Consider the following 14725-nt stretch of genomic DNA (forward strand, 5'->3'; position numbering starts at 1 on the left):
TGTAACAAAAATGTCAAACAAATATTAAAACAATTGCAATTTTATGACCATATTGGTTATAGGTTATAAAAATATATTATATCGATAAATATGGAAAACATCACAGTAATAGGTTCGGGCACTATGGGAAACGGTATTGCGCATACGTTTGCCCAAAGCGGTTTTAAAGTGCAATTGGTTGATATGAAAACCGAAGCGCTTGAAAAGGCTATGCAAACCATCGCCACTAATTTAGACCGGCAGGTTAAAAAAGGGACAATTACCGATGAGATAAAAACAGCAACACTCGGCAACATTACTACCGGCACCAACATGGCCATTGCCGTAAAAGATGCCGGACTGGTGATTGAAGCCGCCACCGAAAACCCCGAGATTAAGCTGGACATATTTAAGCAACTGAGCGACCTGTGCGGTGCCGGTACCATCCTGGCTACTAATACATCATCTATTAGTATTACCCGTATTGCAGCGGTAACCAAAAATCCGGGTAATGTAATAGGTATGCACTTTATGAACCCTGTACCCGTAATGCAACTGGTAGAGGTGATACGCGGCTATGCCACAACCAGCAAAGTAACTAATACGGTGATGGAGCTGAGCCGCCAACTGGGCAAGGTACCTGTTGAGGTGAATGACTACCCCGGCTTTGTGGCCAACCGCATTTTAATGCCTATGATTAATGAAGCGGTTTATACTTTATTTGAAGGGGTAGCCGGCGTGCACGAAATTGATACCGTAATGAAATTGGGGATGGCCCACCCCATGGGCCCGCTGCAATTAGCCGATTTTATTGGGCTGGATGTTTGCCTGGCTATATTAAATGTATTATACGATGGCCTGGGCAATCAAAAATATGCGCCCTGCCCGCTATTGGTTAATATGGTGATGGCCGGGCATTTAGGTGCAAAATCGGGCAGCGGCTTTTATAAGTACACAGCCGGCAGTAAAGAATTGGTTGTGGCTGATAAGTTTAGCAAATAATTAACCCTTTGGGAGATGGGGCTCAATTCCCCAATCCGTGTAAAACCTTACCCCTTTTATTTCTCCACAGTTAATATAAATAGGGGTATTATACACCAAAAAGCAAGTTTTGCATCATGGCATTGGGTTTGCCTTAGGTTTAATACCTTTTAATTAACTATTAAACGAATTAGATTAAATATCCCTTTCCCCTCCGCAGGGGTTCCTGCGGACCAAGGTTTGTTTAAACTATTGATTAGTGCTGAGAGATTTGAAATTAAACGCGGCGGGCATTGGCTTGCGAACCTGCCTGCCGTGTTGTAATTACCTTCCAAAATTTTCCTGAATCAAAATAAAAAAGGAAGCCCCGATCTTTAAGTCGGGGCTTCCTTTTTTATTAGAAAATATTACTTAGACGGCGCTAAAACATTGTTAACGCCATTTACAATACCATTGCCGCCTATCAAATCATAAAGCGTTACTTCGGTAATACTTCCCGCTGCGTTGGTTAATTGCAGCGTACTGGTTTTGCTGATAGAAAGTGTTAATGTTTTCCCGTCAAGGGTAGTCAGCGATGCTGTGCCTTTGCCGGCGGTTAATGCTTTAATAATATCAGCTTTAGCATATTTACCGGTTACAATATGGCCTTTTAACAAAGTACCCAGTTTAACAGGGTCTTTCATCAAACTATCCAGCTGGCCGGCGGGCAGCTTGGCAAACGCGTTATTATTGGGCGCAAATATAGTATAAGGGCCACCAGTTTTCAGGATGCTTTCCAGTCCGGCTGCCTTTACGGCCAGGGCCGCGGTGGTATAATCGCTATTGCTGTTTAAAGCGCCAACCACATCAGTAGCTGCATTAGCCGGCGGGGTAGTAGTAGTTGCTTTTTTTGTAGTATCTGCCTGCTTTTTTGTAGTGTCGGTTTGGGCCATTACCTGGCTGGTTGCCACACAAAATAACATAGACGCAGCGGCTATTAAAAAGGACTTTTTCATGTTTCTGTTTTTTTAGATTTCGATTAATTAAACAATTAGTAGCTGTCTCTTTATAGTACTCCTTTTTATATAACTGTGCTGCAATTTCATTAACTATAACTTAACTGAAACGGAATTGTTTTCAGTTTATTGGCACAGGATTTATAAAAAAGTGCCAATCCGCTGTAAAAGAGCGGTTTTTGGGTTAATCTAACACTGACGATATAGGCGTAAAATATATTGGCTATTTGGGAAAAATGATCCTCATAGCTGATTTCCCGCCGCTGAATAGTTTAGCTGAAACACAGCGACCCTTCCCGGGATTTGAAATGATCGGTTAAGTTATTTGTATAGCGCTATTACGGTATTGAGGATGCCGTCTATTTTATCCATTGGAAGATCTTGTGTGGCATCAACCAGCAGTATTTTCATGCGGGCGCGCTTTTCCTGCAGCAAATCGGGATGATCAATCAGTTTGCCTTCTACAAAACCGATATAAGGTTGATGGTACTTTTTATGCACCCATAAATAGCAACACATTTTCCCTTTGTAGCAATAAACGGGCATACCGTATTTCCAGGTTTCGGTAATATGGGTATCCTGCTTCAGGATATGTTCGCGTAAAAATTGGAGGCAACCTTTTACGGGTTCATCCTTCTGCAGGAAATATTGGTCTATCGGACTAAGCATTAAACCACGGCAATACACTCCACCGATATCAGGATACCGCCGGGAAAAGGCATCACCTGTGGCGCGCTGCGGGCAGGCGGCTCAGTTGGAAAAAATGTGCTATACACTTTGTTAATGATAGCGAAATCGCTGTCGGCGCCTGTTACCATAAATACCGTAGTTTTTACCACTTTGCTGATATCGCTTCCAGCTTCCGCTAAAATGGTTTGGAGGTTATGGAAAGCCTGCATGGCCTGTTCCTCATAACCGGCACCGACTAATTTGCCCGTAGCCGGATCTACCCCCGTTGTGCCTGAAACAAAAATGAGGTTACCAGCAATTACGGCATGCGGTATAAACGGATTAAAGCGTGGCACTTTAGTTGCGTTAAAACTGGTTTTAGTTGTCATGATAATAGGAGTAAATGTGATGGTGGTTAATGAGTACAATTTATGAATAATATTATCATTATGGTTATACGATTTTCTTTAGCTTTATTCTGATGATGAAAATAACCCGCTTAGCCGCCGCTATAATCTTATACCTGCTACTTTCTGCCTATCAGCCGGTAAAACCACCGGGTGTAAGCCTAATGGTTTTAGGTACCATACAGGATGGCGGCTCGCCCCATATCGGCTGCAATAAAAGCTGCTGCAGGGATTTGTTCAGCCACCCCGATTATCGCCGTAAGGTGGTATCATTAGGCTTGATAGATCCGCAAAACAAGCAAACCTGGCTTTTTGAAGCCACACCGGATATGCCTGCACAGGCCAAAATGTTAAAGCGTGCTTCGGGCTTCCAGCAAAAGGAAATGCCCGACGGCATATTTATTACCCACGCACATATCGGCCATTATACCGGCCTGATGTATTTAGGTAGGGAAGCCATCAATAGTAAAGGCGTGACCACTTACGCGATGCCCCGCATGAAAACCTTTTTAGAAACCAATGGACCGTGGAGCCAATTGGTAAACCTGAACAACATCGCGATCCAGCCCCTGCAAAACGAACAGCAATTGGTTTTAAGCAGTAATATCAAAGTAACCCCCATTATGGTCCCACACCGCGATGAATTGTCTGAAACGGTAGGTTACCTTATAGCAGGTCCCAGCAAAAAGGTTTTATTTATTCCCGATATCAATAAGTGGGCGCTGTGGAATAAGGATATCGCGCATGAAATATCGATGGTAGATTACGCCTTTGTAGATGGCACCTTTTACAGCGGCGATGAGATCCAAACCCGTAATATTGCCGAGATACCGCATCCGTTTATCATCGAATCGATGAAGTTATTGTCGGCCTTACCTGCAAGGGAAAAGGGTAAGGTTTACTTTATTCACTTTAACCACACCAACCCGGTTATTAATCCCAAAAGCAAGGAGGCTTTAACGGTATTGCGTAATGGATTTCATATCGCGCAGTTTGGGCAGCGGGTGGGGCTGTAAGCGTTAAAAAGCGGGGCTGAGCGATTCCCCTCTTGAGAGGGGCGGAGGGGTGTGTCCTTTCGGCGATTTGCATATCGGTAATGACACACCCCTGCCATCCCACCCCCTCTCAAGAGGGGAATTAAAAACCTGCCATGTCGAAGGGTGCGTGCGGAGGCCTGCCCACCATGCTTCGACAGGCTCAGCATGACACCTTGCTTCTTAGGGTGTTATCTTAATCCCATACTTATCCAGCAGGCCGCTTACCCCATCCAAACTAAAACTGGCTTTGCTTACGTTATTCAGTTCGGGATCGATGCTGTAATTATACGCGCTGGTAAAGTTAACCGACGACAGATCGGTCTGATTAAAAATAGTACCGGCTAAATCCGATTGCTCAAACACCGAACCTGCAAGGTTAGTCTGGGTAAAATTAGCTTCCTTTAAGGATGATTTGCTGAATTTAGTCTTCACCATCTTTTTGCGCATAAAGGACGAATAATCCATCATGCAAGTATCAAAGCTAACACTGAACAAAAAATCCTGGCACTCGTAAAACAGCACGCCCAATATTTTGCAATGCTTAAACTGCACATCGTTCAGCGTAGCGCCGTTTAGCTTGATCATCGACAGGTTACAGCCATCAAAAATGCAATCCAGGAATTTGTTGCTGCCAAAATCGGCACCGGTAAAATCGCAGCGCTTAAAAGTGCAGCTTTGAAATTCGCGCCCCTTAACCACCATTTCGGTAAAGGATTGGTCTTCAAATTTTTTATCGTCGTATGTTAAGGCATCCATTCTTTCCTAATAATAACTATGTCATTTCGAACGAACCGGGCTGGATGTGTGTGGCGTGAGGAGAAATCTTATACGATATGCCTATCGCACGTAGAAGATTTCTCCTCACCCTTTCGCACTGCCCTTTTCCGTTCGTCGAAATGACACGCTGTGTTTAAAGTTGTACAGACCTACCAGGCCTTATCCCCAACCAAAGGCACAAACCGGAAGGTATCCAATTCCATTTTCTCGTAATCGTTTTCACCAACTTTTAGTACCGTCACCATTTTTTGGGAGTCCGCGTCGCCAACCGGGATCACGATCATGCCGCCTACCTTCAGTTGCTTCAGTAATACGCCCGGCACAGTTGGCGCGCCGGCCGTTACAATTATTTTATCATAAGGCGCATGGGCCGCAATGCCGATGGATCCATCACCTAAAAAAAAGTGCGCCTTATAATCCATTTTATTGGGCAATACCCAGCGGGTGCGTTCAAACAGCTTTTCCTGTCGCTCAATGGTATAAACTTTAGCGCCAAGCTCCAGCAGCACGCAGGTTTGATAACCCGATCCGGTACCAATTTCCAATACCTTATCGCCTTTATTAATATGTAATAATTCGGTTTGGTAGGCTACGGTATAAGGCTGCGATATGGTTTGCCCTTCGCCAATCGGGAAGGCGATATCCTTGTAGGCCTGTGCCCAAAAGGTTTCATCAAAAAAGTAATGCCGCGGAATTTTACCAATGGCCTCCAGCACGCGTTCGTCGGCTATGCCTTTTTTTCTCAGTATCTCCACCAGGCGCTTGCGCGCTCCCTTTTCCCTGTAATTATCAATAAATTTATACGCCATTACAGGTGCTAATTTAGACAAAAAAAACAGGCTATTTCTTTACCGGAATAGCCTGTTTTGGTTAAATATCTGAATATAAGTACCTCTTTATTTCTGCACATCGCAAGTAAATATGGTATCACAAACGTTCCGATGGAACGGGAATATTCGTTTGGTTTCATTGCTACCAACCAGATGTTCCGATGGGACATTGATTGGTAATGATTTGCAACAATTCCCGTCCCATCGGGACGATTGGTTGGTAGAAAACTACGGCATATACTTTATTTTGATCACAATTTTTTTGTCCTTATCAAAGCCATCGGCCTTAATGCTTGGGCGGTGCGCGTCACCCGGGAAAAACAAAAAGAAAGTGCCGGGTACGGCAGTGTAAACGGTTCCCTCGGCTTCATAGCGGGCCACGTCCTTAGTTTCATCGTATGGTACGGTTACCTTAGCCTTAGCCACGGGGAACACACTGATCTTCTCGGCGCCCTGTATCACATATTGCAGGTCTATCACTTTTCGGTGCGATTCCCATTGGGTTTTCTCAAAATCCTTGGTAGGTGTTTCGGTGATCGATGCAATTAGGTCGGTACCTTCTATAGGATACTTGCCCGGCGGGATCTTGTCCAAATCGGTGTTTTTCAGGTAAGCGAATGCTTTGTCCCACTGATCTTTATTGGCCGCGTACTGGCGGGCAAATTCGGCGGCATCGGTAGATTCATGCGGGACCAGTTTCAAACCATTGAGATACGCGCGCGCTTTAAACCATTTTTGGGCATCGGCCTGGGCATGGGCGGTGTATACGGCCACCGACAACAGGAGTAGTAATATCGAAATTTTCTTCATTTGGGGTTAGTAATTGATGGTGATAAATATAGTTAATCCGGGATATTATTGTGGTATGTAGCAAGGTAATTACATGATTATAGTTTGGGATTTATGTAGCGTTAACCTTGTTTTTGGCGTAATGTATATAACTGAAACCCAATATGAAAATCAAACAAATACTGCCATTGGTGATAGCCTGCATAGTTTTTGCAGCCTGTAAAAAAGATAAAAGTGATTCAACGCATCTGGTAAAAACCAACGCTACTGTTTATAATAGCGGGGCAGTTGCTGCAGACGGTTGTAGTTGGACGGTTAATGTTGATGGTATTTCCTATCACCCCGATAACCTGGCCGACGAGTTTAAAGTAGATAAATCAAAAGTGACTATTGATGCTGATATTTTAGAAGAAAAGTTTATATGCGGTTGGGGTACGAAGCTGACCACTATCCATTTGACGGGCATTGTGAGGCAATAGTTGAGACAGGTAGCGATGCTAATTATCCCAACCCCGTTAGGGGTTAAAGGTTTGTAGAAAAAGATGTAAATTTAACAACCCCATCAGGGGTTTAAGGTTTGTGTCGCTATACTTATGCCAAATACCTATACTCAGCTTTATATTCATTGCGTATTTGCTGTAAAATACCGTGCATCTTTAATTCAAACTGATTGGGATGAACGCTTACGACAATACATATCTGCAACTGTTCAAAATCATGGGCATAAATTAATTGTTATTAACAACATGCCCGATCATTTGCATTTGTTTGTGGGATTAAACCCCAATCAATCTATTTCCGATTTGATGCGGAACGTAAAACGCGAATCATCCGAATGGATCAACACTAATAATCTTACGCCATCGAAGTTTTTGTGGCAGGAAGGTTACGGAGCATTCAGCCACAGCAAATCGCAGATTGACAGCGTTGTTAAATATATTATGAACCAACAAGAACATCACAAGCGAATTAGTTTTTTAGATGAATACAAAAAAATGTTGGTTAATTTCGATGTTGATTTTGACGAACGATATATCTTTAAGCTTCCTGAATAAAGCCGGTCTTTTATATTTAAACACAAACCTTGCACCCCTACGGGGTGCAGCCAGCCGTTGATATTTTTTCTGCAAACCTTGAACTCCTACCGGACTTCGCTTACATAAGTAAGACATGCAAGCCTATATTTTGACATTATCCTAACCCCGTTAGGGGTTACAGGTTTGTAGAAAAATAGAAGTGAATTTAACAACCCCGTAGGGGTTGAAGGTTTGTGAATAACGTGAGATGTAACCCTATTTAACACAAACCTTGCGCCCCTACGGGGTGCTGGCGTGGGTGGCAATTTTCTACAAACCTTGAACCCCTGACGGGGTACCATTGTCAATAAGCCTCTAATCCTAATACGGATCCACATCCGGCTGCACAATGCTGCCCTTGCTGAGTTTGGTGGTATTATATTGCAGGATCACTTCGCGGATGGTGGCCTTAACCTTTTGCATGGATACGCCGTCCTTTTCAAACTTCATTAAAATAGATTTGATAAAGTAATTACGGATACGGCCCACCAGCGGGTACTCGGGACCAATCACCCGGTCGTCAAAATGCTTGCGCAGTTCGCGGCCCAGGTATTCGGCCTGATGGTATAGTACTTCAGGGTCTTTATGCTTAATATCTAACTGAATGAGGCGGTAAAAAGGCGGGTACTTAAAGCTTTTGCGCTCTGTCATTTCGGTATTGTACAGGTCTACATAATCGTTCTCTATCACCTGTTTTATTACCCGGTGGCCCGGATCGTAGGTTTGGACCACCACCTTGCCCTGCTTACCGCGGCGGCCAGCCCGGCCGCTTACCTGCGACAGCATCTGGAAGGCGCGCTCATTGGCCCTAAAATCGGGATACTTTAATAAACTATCGGCACTGATGATACCTATCACCGTTACGTTGGCAAAATCAAGTCCTTTGGCCACCATTTGCGTACCGGCCAATATATCAATGCGTTTTTCGTCCAGGTCGTTCAGGATGTTCTGGAAGGCGTTTTTAGACCGGGTGGTATCCAAATCCATGCGGGCTATGCGGGCATCGGGGAGCAGCAGTTTTAACTCGTCCTCCACTTTTTCGGTACCAAAACCCTTATACTCTAACTGGGTAGATCCGCAAGCCGGGCAAACCGACGGCGACTCCTCTTTATAGCCGCAGTAATGGCAATGCAATTTGCCGCTGCTTTTATGGTAGGTGAGGCTTACATCGCAGTTGATACATTTTGGCGTGTAAGCGCAAACTTTACAGATGATGATAGGCGCATACCCCCGACGGTTTTGAAACAGGATCACCTGCTCCTTAGCAGCCAGCGCGGTGGTTATATCATTCATCAGCACACTGGTAAAGTGCGATTGCATGGTTTTCCTTTTGGTTTCTTCGGCAATACTAACTACTTCGGTCGTCGGCATTTCTACACCGCCAAAGCGTTCCATCAGTTCCACAAAGCCGTACTTGCCGTTGTGCGCGTTGTAATATGATTCCATCGAAGGCGTTGCCGAACCCAGCAACACTTTGGCCTTGTACATATTGCCCAGGTAAATGGCCGCGTCGCGGGCGTTATAGCGGGGGGCGGGGTCAAACTGTTTGTAGGATGTTTCATGTTCCTCATCCACCACAATTAAGCCCAGATCGCCGAAAGGCAAAAATACCGACGAACGCGCGCCCAGCACTACGCGGTATTCCCCGCTTAATACCTTTTGCCAAACCTCAACCCGCTCATTATCATTAAAACGTGAGTGGTATACACCTATGCTATTGCCAAAATAGCGGCGCAGGCGTTCAACAATATGGGTGGTGAGCGCAATTTCGGGCAATAGGTAAAGCACCTGTTTACCGCTGTTTACCATCTGCTCAATCAGGCGGATATACATCTGCGTTTTGCCCGATGAGGTTACGCCATGCAGCAGCAGTACATCCTTTTTGTCAAAGCCTTCCCGTATCTCGTCCAGCGCAATTTGCTGGGCGGGGCTTAGTTCAAAATTTGCTTCCAGTTCATCGTCACCGGCATAAAGGCGGCTAACGTTTTTATCTTCGGCAAAAAATACTTCCTTTTCTATCAGTCCTTTTATAATAGCCGCCCCGGCGCCGCTGGCTTCGGTCAGTTCGTTTTTGGAGATGGTTTTTTGCTTGCGCGATAACTGGATGTAGGCCAGCACGGCATCTGCCTGTTTGGGCGCGCGTTTTTCCAGTATACCAAACAATTCTTTTAGCTGGTCGGGGTTATTGTATACGGGGTTTAACGTAATAAAAGTACGCTTACGGGGCTTGTAGCGGTCGCTCACCTCTTCGGATATATGGATGATGTTTTTCTCGAACATCAGCTTCAATATCGGCATCACTGTTTTTTGGCCCAGCAGTTTGGCTATGTCGCTAACGGTTAGTTCGGGTTGCAGCTCCAGCGCATCGACGATCAGGTATTCGCGGTCGTTTAATGTAGTTTTATCTATCTCAAAATCCTTGTTCAGTTCTATTTTGGTTTCGCTGGCCAGCTTCAGTGCCGATGGCAGGGCGGCGTTCATTACTTCGCCCATATTGCAAAGGTAATAATCGGCCAGCCAGGCCCAAAACTGCAACTGAAGCGTGTTAACTATAGGCACATTATCCAGGATATCCAATATGTATTTGGCTTCGTATTTGGCGGGCGCCTGGTCGCTTATGCGGGCAATAATAGCGGTATGCAGCTTGCTTTTGCCAAATTGCACTACCACACGCTTGCCTACCGCCACCTGCCCGTTCATCTCGTAAGGGATGCGATAAGTATAGTTAATAGCAATAGCCAGGGGCAATATCACTTCAACAAAAAGCGTTTTCCTATCGGTATGTTGTGCCTCGGCAAATTCTAACATGGGGTACGGTTTATTTATTGCGGAAAGCCGCCAATGCCAATGTGATCCATCCCGCTATAAACAGAAAGCCACCTAAAGGCGTAACCGGGCCAAGTGCGGTTAACCATGGCCAGCCCAGCGCATCGCGGCACGATAGCAGATACAGCGAACCCGAGAAAAAAATAATACCAAAAGTAAACAGATAATAACTGGCTGAAATTAAGCCGCTTTTAAAACGCGCGAACGTTGACAGGAAAAGCAAGGCAAACACATGGTAAAAATGATACTGTACAGCGGTGTGCCAGGTTTCCAGGTGCTGCGGTGTAAGCACGGCTTTTAAGCTATGCGCGCCAAACGCCCCGAAAACTACGGCCAGCATCCCAAAAAACGAAGCGGTTATGATGATCTGTTTATTCATAGAGGAGATAAAAGGCTAAGTTACCATTTGAAAGTATTAGTTTAATGATAGTACTTAAAAATCATACCTTTGAATGACAGCATTATGAGAAAGATGATCATCGCTACCCTGGTTTTACTCGCCGCTACAGTGGTGATAACGGTGATCTATTTTAAAAACCTGAACACCCCGGCCGCACATGCTACAAAGGTAATGCAAAGCATCCCCAACAACGCGGCGCTGATATTTGAATTTAGTAACGATAACGGATTTTACGATATTTTTAGCGGTAACCAGCTGTTGACCAACCTGGTTGGCGATGAGAAAACTAAGGAGCTATCAGACCTGCGCGATCAGTTGCTGAACGACCGGCTACTTCAAAATTTTTTTACCGGTCAGCATATCTATGTTTCGGTGCATGGGCAGCAACGCGATAGTATTGATTTTTTGCTCACTATTGCCGGCAGCGAGATCTTTAACAGTAACCACCTGGATGAACTGGCAAAAAAAAGTAAACCCGGTATAATCATCAGTCACATTACTTTGGGCGGTAAGGAAGCCTATCATATTTACTTTAACGCGCTTAAAAAAAGCTTTTACCTGGTAAACCATGGTAACCATATCCTTTCGGGTAGTTTTTCAAAAGACCTTGCCGTGTTAAGCGCCCAATATAAGCCTGCAAAAGACGATAAGGATTTTTTACAGATCCCCGATCAGCAAAATACTAATTCGCTGGCTAACCTGTATATCAACTACGCGCAGCTTACTCCGCTGTTCGACCAGTTTTTCATCGCAAAAAATACCGGTCTGTTAAAAAGCCTGCGCATGCTGCCGGCGCTGGGCGCACTTACGTTAAACTATAAAACCGATGCTTTAATGTTTAATGGTTTTAGCAATATACAGCGCAACAAGGCGGCAAGCTATCTTACCTTATTTACTAACCAGCAGCCGGTGGAAGGCAAATTAAAAGATATATTCCCCTCTACAACGGCATTAAGTACCTGCTTTGGCTTATCAGATACCAAAAAATTTGCCGCCGACCTGGACCGTTATCATACCAACGCAAACTTGGGCGCCGAAAAAACAGAACTGTTTACCCGTATTAAAAAGGAAACCGGAATACAGTTGAACAAGGAATTTCATAACCTGCTGCTGGGCGAATTTGCCATGATCATTACCCGGTACGATGAAAAGTTAGGGATCATTGCTTTAAAGGATGGATCGGCCATGCGCCCGCTGATGGTAAATATCAGCACTATGGCTAATGATGATATAGGCCAGTTTAAATACAGTAAGCTGCCATTTTATTTATTGGGTGATACCTTTAGTATTTTGAACCATCCGTATTTTATGATATTGGATAATTACCTTATCCTGGCCAATAGTGCCAATGAGTTGAACAGTTATAAGGATAGCTATCTGAACCATAAGCTGTTAAATAAAACTACTGGTTACACCGATTTTGATAATCTGCTGGCCGAACGCAGTAATGTGGCGTACTTTCTACATTTCAGAAATATATTCCCCATTTTAAAAAGGGAGATGAAACCTTCGTTTGCGCGCCTGTTCAATACCGAAAATAATGGCCCTAATAAATACTACGCCCTCTCGTGGCAATTCAGCGCATCCGACCGTAATTTTTACACTAACTTCTATATGCGCCTTAACAAAACCGACACTATAGCTAACCAATAATTAAGCGCCTCTAAACCAATGGTTAATTTGAAAAAAATAGTAACTATTGGCGTTATTGTTGCGTTAAAGGTTGTATAACAATTTAATTAAAATTGTTGCGATATAATATTTGAATGATATCTTTATCGCTAACCACTAAGCTACTATTGATAACGGAATGAAGAGATTTCTTACTGTTTTATTTTTTTTATCGGCACTTCATTCCCGGCTCTCTGCACAGCAGTTTTCACAGTACAATACAGGTACATTATACGATGCTTTTGAAAATCCATCGCAAAAAACATTTGTTGCCGATACCAGCCGCAGGATAGCCTTTAATATTTTTGTACCCAATTTCAATACCGACGTTACCCTTACCGGCAATGTGCAGGCCGAACTTAAAAACCGGTTGTTTTGGGGCAGATACGGGACCGAGCCATTAGGCATTGGCAATAAAAAATTAAACTATGTAAACCAAAACCTTAATGCTTATTTTTTTATGCTTAGGGTGCATACCAGTTTAGACGGAAACCGGGAGTTTGGGATATCTGCGCAAACACGCACCGAAGCAAGAGGTGTTTTTACGGATGAATCTGTACAACTACTGGCCGATAATACCGAATTTACAAAAGACAGTTATAGCGAACTATTTAACAACAGGTATAACTACCAGGTATATCATCAAATAAGTGCAAGCTATCGGGCAGATGTGGATGATAAACTGGCTTTTGGCGTTAAACTAAGTGCCTTAATGGGTGTAGTGTATAATAAAGTTAATATCAACCACTCCATTATTAACTTCGACCGGGCTAACGATCTGGCTTTTATTAGTTTTCAGGGTAATTATCATGCCAGCTTTGCGCCGGGAAATTTTACATCGCACGATGTATTGCCAACTTTTAAAAACCCCGGGGCAAGCATCAGTTTCGGTACATCGTACCTTACCGATAATAAAACCCATATACAATTTAATATTAAAGACCTGGGTTTTATACACTGGAATAAAATGTCGTATGTCGGCGAATTTAATAATACTGGTGTTGTACAAGGGCTTTCGGAACGCGGGTTGGAAGACAGCGTTGCCAATACTGCCGCCGCCTTAGTTCAAAGTAACTCTATTCAGCATAGTTTTACCACCCCAACAGACAGCCGGATGGAATTTAGCGCGTCAAAAGATTATTGGATTAAAAATGGCGCCATTAAATATACCCCTACGGTTATCCTGTCAAAACAGCTTTTTTATACCGGCTTTACTACGGCCTTAGTTAATCATTTTCAGTACCGTAACTTTGTTGGCACCTTAACCGGAATGTACGATGACAGGAAGACATTTAGCATGGGTACACAATTTATGATCAAATCTCCTAATGCCGAGTTTTTTATCGGGAGCGACCGGATCCTGCAAACGGTCAGCCTGATCAAGGCGGGTACAGCCAGCGAACCGGATCAGACCTATAAAAGCGGACAGTTTACGGGAGCAAATTTTTATATGGGGTTCTCTATAAAATTTGGCCCTGTGCTGGAGCATCCGGCCAATGCCAGCTATATCCCAATGGGCGATAGCCGCAGCTTTATTAAACGCTTTTGGCAGCGCATTACCGGTAAAGAAGATTAAGATTGTTTTTTAACCCCGGCAATAAAATCCTTTAAATAATAAGGCTCAAAATAAGCCACATCTTCAAAATCCTTTTTTTGAAATTTGCTTAGCGCGGCAGCCGTAAGGTGCGCCGCTGAATTGGCAAAATCATTAATAAACCGTGCGTTGGTATGGGTAATCGTTTCCCGGCATTTTGGTGCGCCATCACCAAAAAATATAATTTGATGGTCGTTCAGTAATTCGCCGTAACTCTGTTCGTCAATAATCAGCGCGGTTGTTGGCGCTACTTTATTACCGGCTATGTCAAATACAGCGGTAAAAACTTCCATGCGCCGGGCATCAATCATAGGGCATAGGAGGGTGCCTGCTGTTAGCTCATCGCTTAAGTGTTCCTTTATCCCATCAGCCATGGCTTTTAGTGTTTCTATGGCTATCAGGGGTTTGTCAAGCGCGTAACATAAACCCTTAGCGGTTGATACCCCAATACGCAAACCCGTGTATGAGCCAGGCCCGCTGCTTACCGCCACGGCATCAAGGTCGTGATACTTTACACCTGCTTCGGCACAAACAGCTGCTATAAACAAAGTAATAACCTCGGCATGTACATTGCGCTGGTCCAGTTCCCTTATAGCCAGTACCCGCCCATGCTGAGCCAGGGCAACCGAGCAGGATGTAGTAGCGGTTTCTATTTGTAATATCATTTTGAGTCGTAAGTCTATAGTCTTAAGTC

The 14725-nt window shown here is 44.1% G+C and carries 15 protein-coding genes; 6 read left to right on the top strand and 9 right to left on the bottom strand.

What is annotated here, in order from left to right:
* Positions 1-90: 90 nt before the first annotated feature.
* Positions 91-981: a 3-hydroxyacyl-CoA dehydrogenase family protein gene (locus AC07M6_RS15230; RefSeq protein ID WP_494890824.1), complete on the top strand. Its 891-nt coding sequence runs from the start codon at positions 91-93 to the stop codon at positions 979-981.
* A 386-nt stretch (positions 982-1367) separates the two neighbouring features.
* Here the strand turns inward: AC07M6_RS15230 and AC07M6_RS15235 are convergent, their stop codons facing one another.
* From AC07M6_RS15235 to AC07M6_RS15245, 3 genes are all read right to left on the bottom strand, one after another.
* Positions 1368-1955, bottom strand: a complete 588-nt coding sequence (locus tag AC07M6_RS15235; RefSeq protein ID WP_494890826.1) for a fasciclin domain-containing protein — start codon at positions 1953-1955, stop codon at positions 1368-1370.
* A 321-nt stretch (positions 1956-2276) separates the two neighbouring features.
* A complete protein-coding gene (locus AC07M6_RS15240) occupies positions 2277-2624 on the bottom strand; it encodes a DUF1801 domain-containing protein (protein ID WP_494890828.1) in 348 nt (115 codons plus the stop codon).
* Positions 2624-3013, bottom strand: a complete 390-nt coding sequence (locus tag AC07M6_RS15245) for a RidA family protein (protein ID WP_494890830.1) — start codon at positions 3011-3013, stop codon at positions 2624-2626. The genes AC07M6_RS15240 and AC07M6_RS15245 overlap by 1 nt, the downstream gene beginning before the upstream one ends.
* A gap of 92 nt (positions 3014-3105) precedes the next feature.
* Between AC07M6_RS15245 and AC07M6_RS15250 the strand changes: the two genes are divergently transcribed.
* Positions 3106-4047, top strand: a complete 942-nt coding sequence (locus AC07M6_RS15250) for an MBL fold metallo-hydrolase (protein ID WP_494890832.1) — start codon at positions 3106-3108, stop codon at positions 4045-4047.
* 201 nt (positions 4048-4248) lie between these two features.
* On the opposite strand, the gene AC07M6_RS15255 is transcribed toward AC07M6_RS15250, so the two are convergent.
* The 3 genes from AC07M6_RS15255 to AC07M6_RS15265 form a co-directional block, all read right to left on the bottom strand.
* Positions 4249-4824, bottom strand: coding sequence for a pentapeptide repeat-containing protein (locus AC07M6_RS15255; RefSeq protein ID WP_494890833.1), 576 nt, complete (start codon positions 4822-4824; stop codon positions 4249-4251).
* A 170-nt stretch (positions 4825-4994) separates the two neighbouring features.
* Complete coding sequence (locus tag AC07M6_RS15260; protein ID WP_494890835.1) at positions 4995-5654, bottom strand: protein-L-isoaspartate(D-aspartate) O-methyltransferase; 660 nt, start codon at positions 5652-5654, stop codon at positions 4995-4997.
* A 249-nt stretch (positions 5655-5903) separates the two neighbouring features.
* Positions 5904-6485, bottom strand: a complete 582-nt coding sequence (locus tag AC07M6_RS15265) for a NanQ anomerase/TabA/YiaL family protein (RefSeq protein WP_494890837.1) — start codon at positions 6483-6485, stop codon at positions 5904-5906.
* A gap of 143 nt (positions 6486-6628) precedes the next feature.
* Here AC07M6_RS15265 and AC07M6_RS15270 point away from each other — a divergent pair, with 143 nt between their 5' ends.
* Both AC07M6_RS15270 and tnpA read left to right on the top strand, forming a co-directional pair.
* Positions 6629-6943, top strand: a complete 315-nt coding sequence (locus AC07M6_RS15270) for a hypothetical protein (RefSeq protein WP_494890839.1) — start codon at positions 6629-6631, stop codon at positions 6941-6943.
* Between the two features lie 114 nt (positions 6944-7057).
* Positions 7058-7519 carry an IS200/IS605 family transposase gene (gene tnpA, locus AC07M6_RS15275; protein WP_494890841.1) on the top strand — a complete coding sequence of 154 codons (462 nt, stop codon included), beginning with the start codon at positions 7058-7060 and terminating at the stop codon, positions 7517-7519.
* Between the two features lie 342 nt (positions 7520-7861).
* Here the strand turns inward: tnpA and priA are convergent, their stop codons facing one another.
* Entirely contained in the window at positions 7862-10348 is a 2487-nt protein-coding gene (gene priA / locus AC07M6_RS15280; RefSeq protein ID WP_494890842.1) for a replication restart helicase PriA, read from the bottom strand.
* Positions 10349-10358: 10 nt separating this feature from the next.
* Positions 10359-10745 (bottom strand): DUF423 domain-containing protein, encoded by a 387-nt coding sequence (locus AC07M6_RS15285; protein WP_494890843.1) that lies wholly within the window; start codon positions 10743-10745, stop codon positions 10359-10361.
* Between the two features lie 84 nt (positions 10746-10829).
* Here AC07M6_RS15285 and AC07M6_RS15290 point away from each other — a divergent pair, with 84 nt between their 5' ends.
* Together AC07M6_RS15290 and AC07M6_RS15295 are read left to right on the top strand one after the other, a co-directional pair.
* Complete coding sequence (locus AC07M6_RS15290) at positions 10830-12419, top strand: hypothetical protein (RefSeq protein ID WP_494890845.1); 1590 nt, start codon at positions 10830-10832, stop codon at positions 12417-12419.
* 157 nt (positions 12420-12576) lie between these two features.
* Positions 12577-14013, top strand: coding sequence for a DUF5723 family protein (locus AC07M6_RS15295; protein WP_494890846.1), 1437 nt, complete (start codon positions 12577-12579; stop codon positions 14011-14013).
* Here AC07M6_RS15295 and tsaB read toward each other — a convergent pair.
* Complete coding sequence (gene tsaB / locus AC07M6_RS15300) at positions 14010-14696, bottom strand: tRNA (adenosine(37)-N6)-threonylcarbamoyltransferase complex dimerization subunit type 1 TsaB (RefSeq protein ID WP_494890847.1); 687 nt, start codon at positions 14694-14696, stop codon at positions 14010-14012. The genes AC07M6_RS15295 and tsaB overlap by 4 nt on opposite strands.
* Between the last annotated feature and the right edge of the window lie 29 nt (positions 14697-14725).

This window comes from Mucilaginibacter sp. GW821-FHT07H05, from assembly GCF_059418485.1.

Excerpts from the sequence above, each read along its gene's own strand:
- AC07M6_RS15230 (WP_494890824.1), top strand. The coding sequence starts at position 91 with ATGGAAAACATCACAGTAATAGGTTCGGGCACTATGGGAAACGGTATT.
- AC07M6_RS15235 (WP_494890826.1), bottom strand. The coding sequence starts at position 1,955 with ATGAAAAAGTCCTTTTTAATAGCCGCTGCGTCTATGTTATTTTGTGTG.
- AC07M6_RS15240 (WP_494890828.1), bottom strand. The coding sequence starts at position 2,624 with ATGCTTAGTCCGATAGACCAATATTTCCTGCAGAAGGATGAACCCGTA.
- AC07M6_RS15245 (WP_494890830.1), bottom strand. The coding sequence starts at position 3,013 with ATGACAACTAAAACCAGTTTTAACGCAACTAAAGTGCCACGCTTTAAT.
- AC07M6_RS15250 (WP_494890832.1), top strand. The coding sequence starts at position 3,106 with ATGATGAAAATAACCCGCTTAGCCGCCGCTATAATCTTATACCTGCTA.
- AC07M6_RS15255 (WP_494890833.1), bottom strand. The coding sequence starts at position 4,824 with ATGGATGCCTTAACATACGACGATAAAAAATTTGAAGACCAATCCTTT.
- AC07M6_RS15260 (WP_494890835.1), bottom strand. The coding sequence starts at position 5,654 with ATGGCGTATAAATTTATTGATAATTACAGGGAAAAGGGAGCGCGCAAG.
- AC07M6_RS15265 (WP_494890837.1), bottom strand. The coding sequence starts at position 6,485 with ATGAAGAAAATTTCGATATTACTACTCCTGTTGTCGGTGGCCGTATAC.
- AC07M6_RS15270 (WP_494890839.1), top strand. The coding sequence starts at position 6,629 with ATGAAAATCAAACAAATACTGCCATTGGTGATAGCCTGCATAGTTTTT.
- tnpA (WP_494890841.1), top strand. The coding sequence starts at position 7,058 with ATGCCAAATACCTATACTCAGCTTTATATTCATTGCGTATTTGCTGTA.
- priA (WP_494890842.1), bottom strand. The coding sequence starts at position 10,348 with ATGTTAGAATTTGCCGAGGCACAACATACCGATAGGAAAACGCTTTTT.
- AC07M6_RS15285 (WP_494890843.1), bottom strand. The coding sequence starts at position 10,745 with ATGAATAAACAGATCATCATAACCGCTTCGTTTTTTGGGATGCTGGCC.
- AC07M6_RS15290 (WP_494890845.1), top strand. The coding sequence starts at position 10,830 with ATGAGAAAGATGATCATCGCTACCCTGGTTTTACTCGCCGCTACAGTG.
- AC07M6_RS15295 (WP_494890846.1), top strand. The coding sequence starts at position 12,577 with ATGAAGAGATTTCTTACTGTTTTATTTTTTTTATCGGCACTTCATTCC.
- tsaB (WP_494890847.1), bottom strand. The coding sequence starts at position 14,696 with ATGATATTACAAATAGAAACCGCTACTACATCCTGCTCGGTTGCCCTG.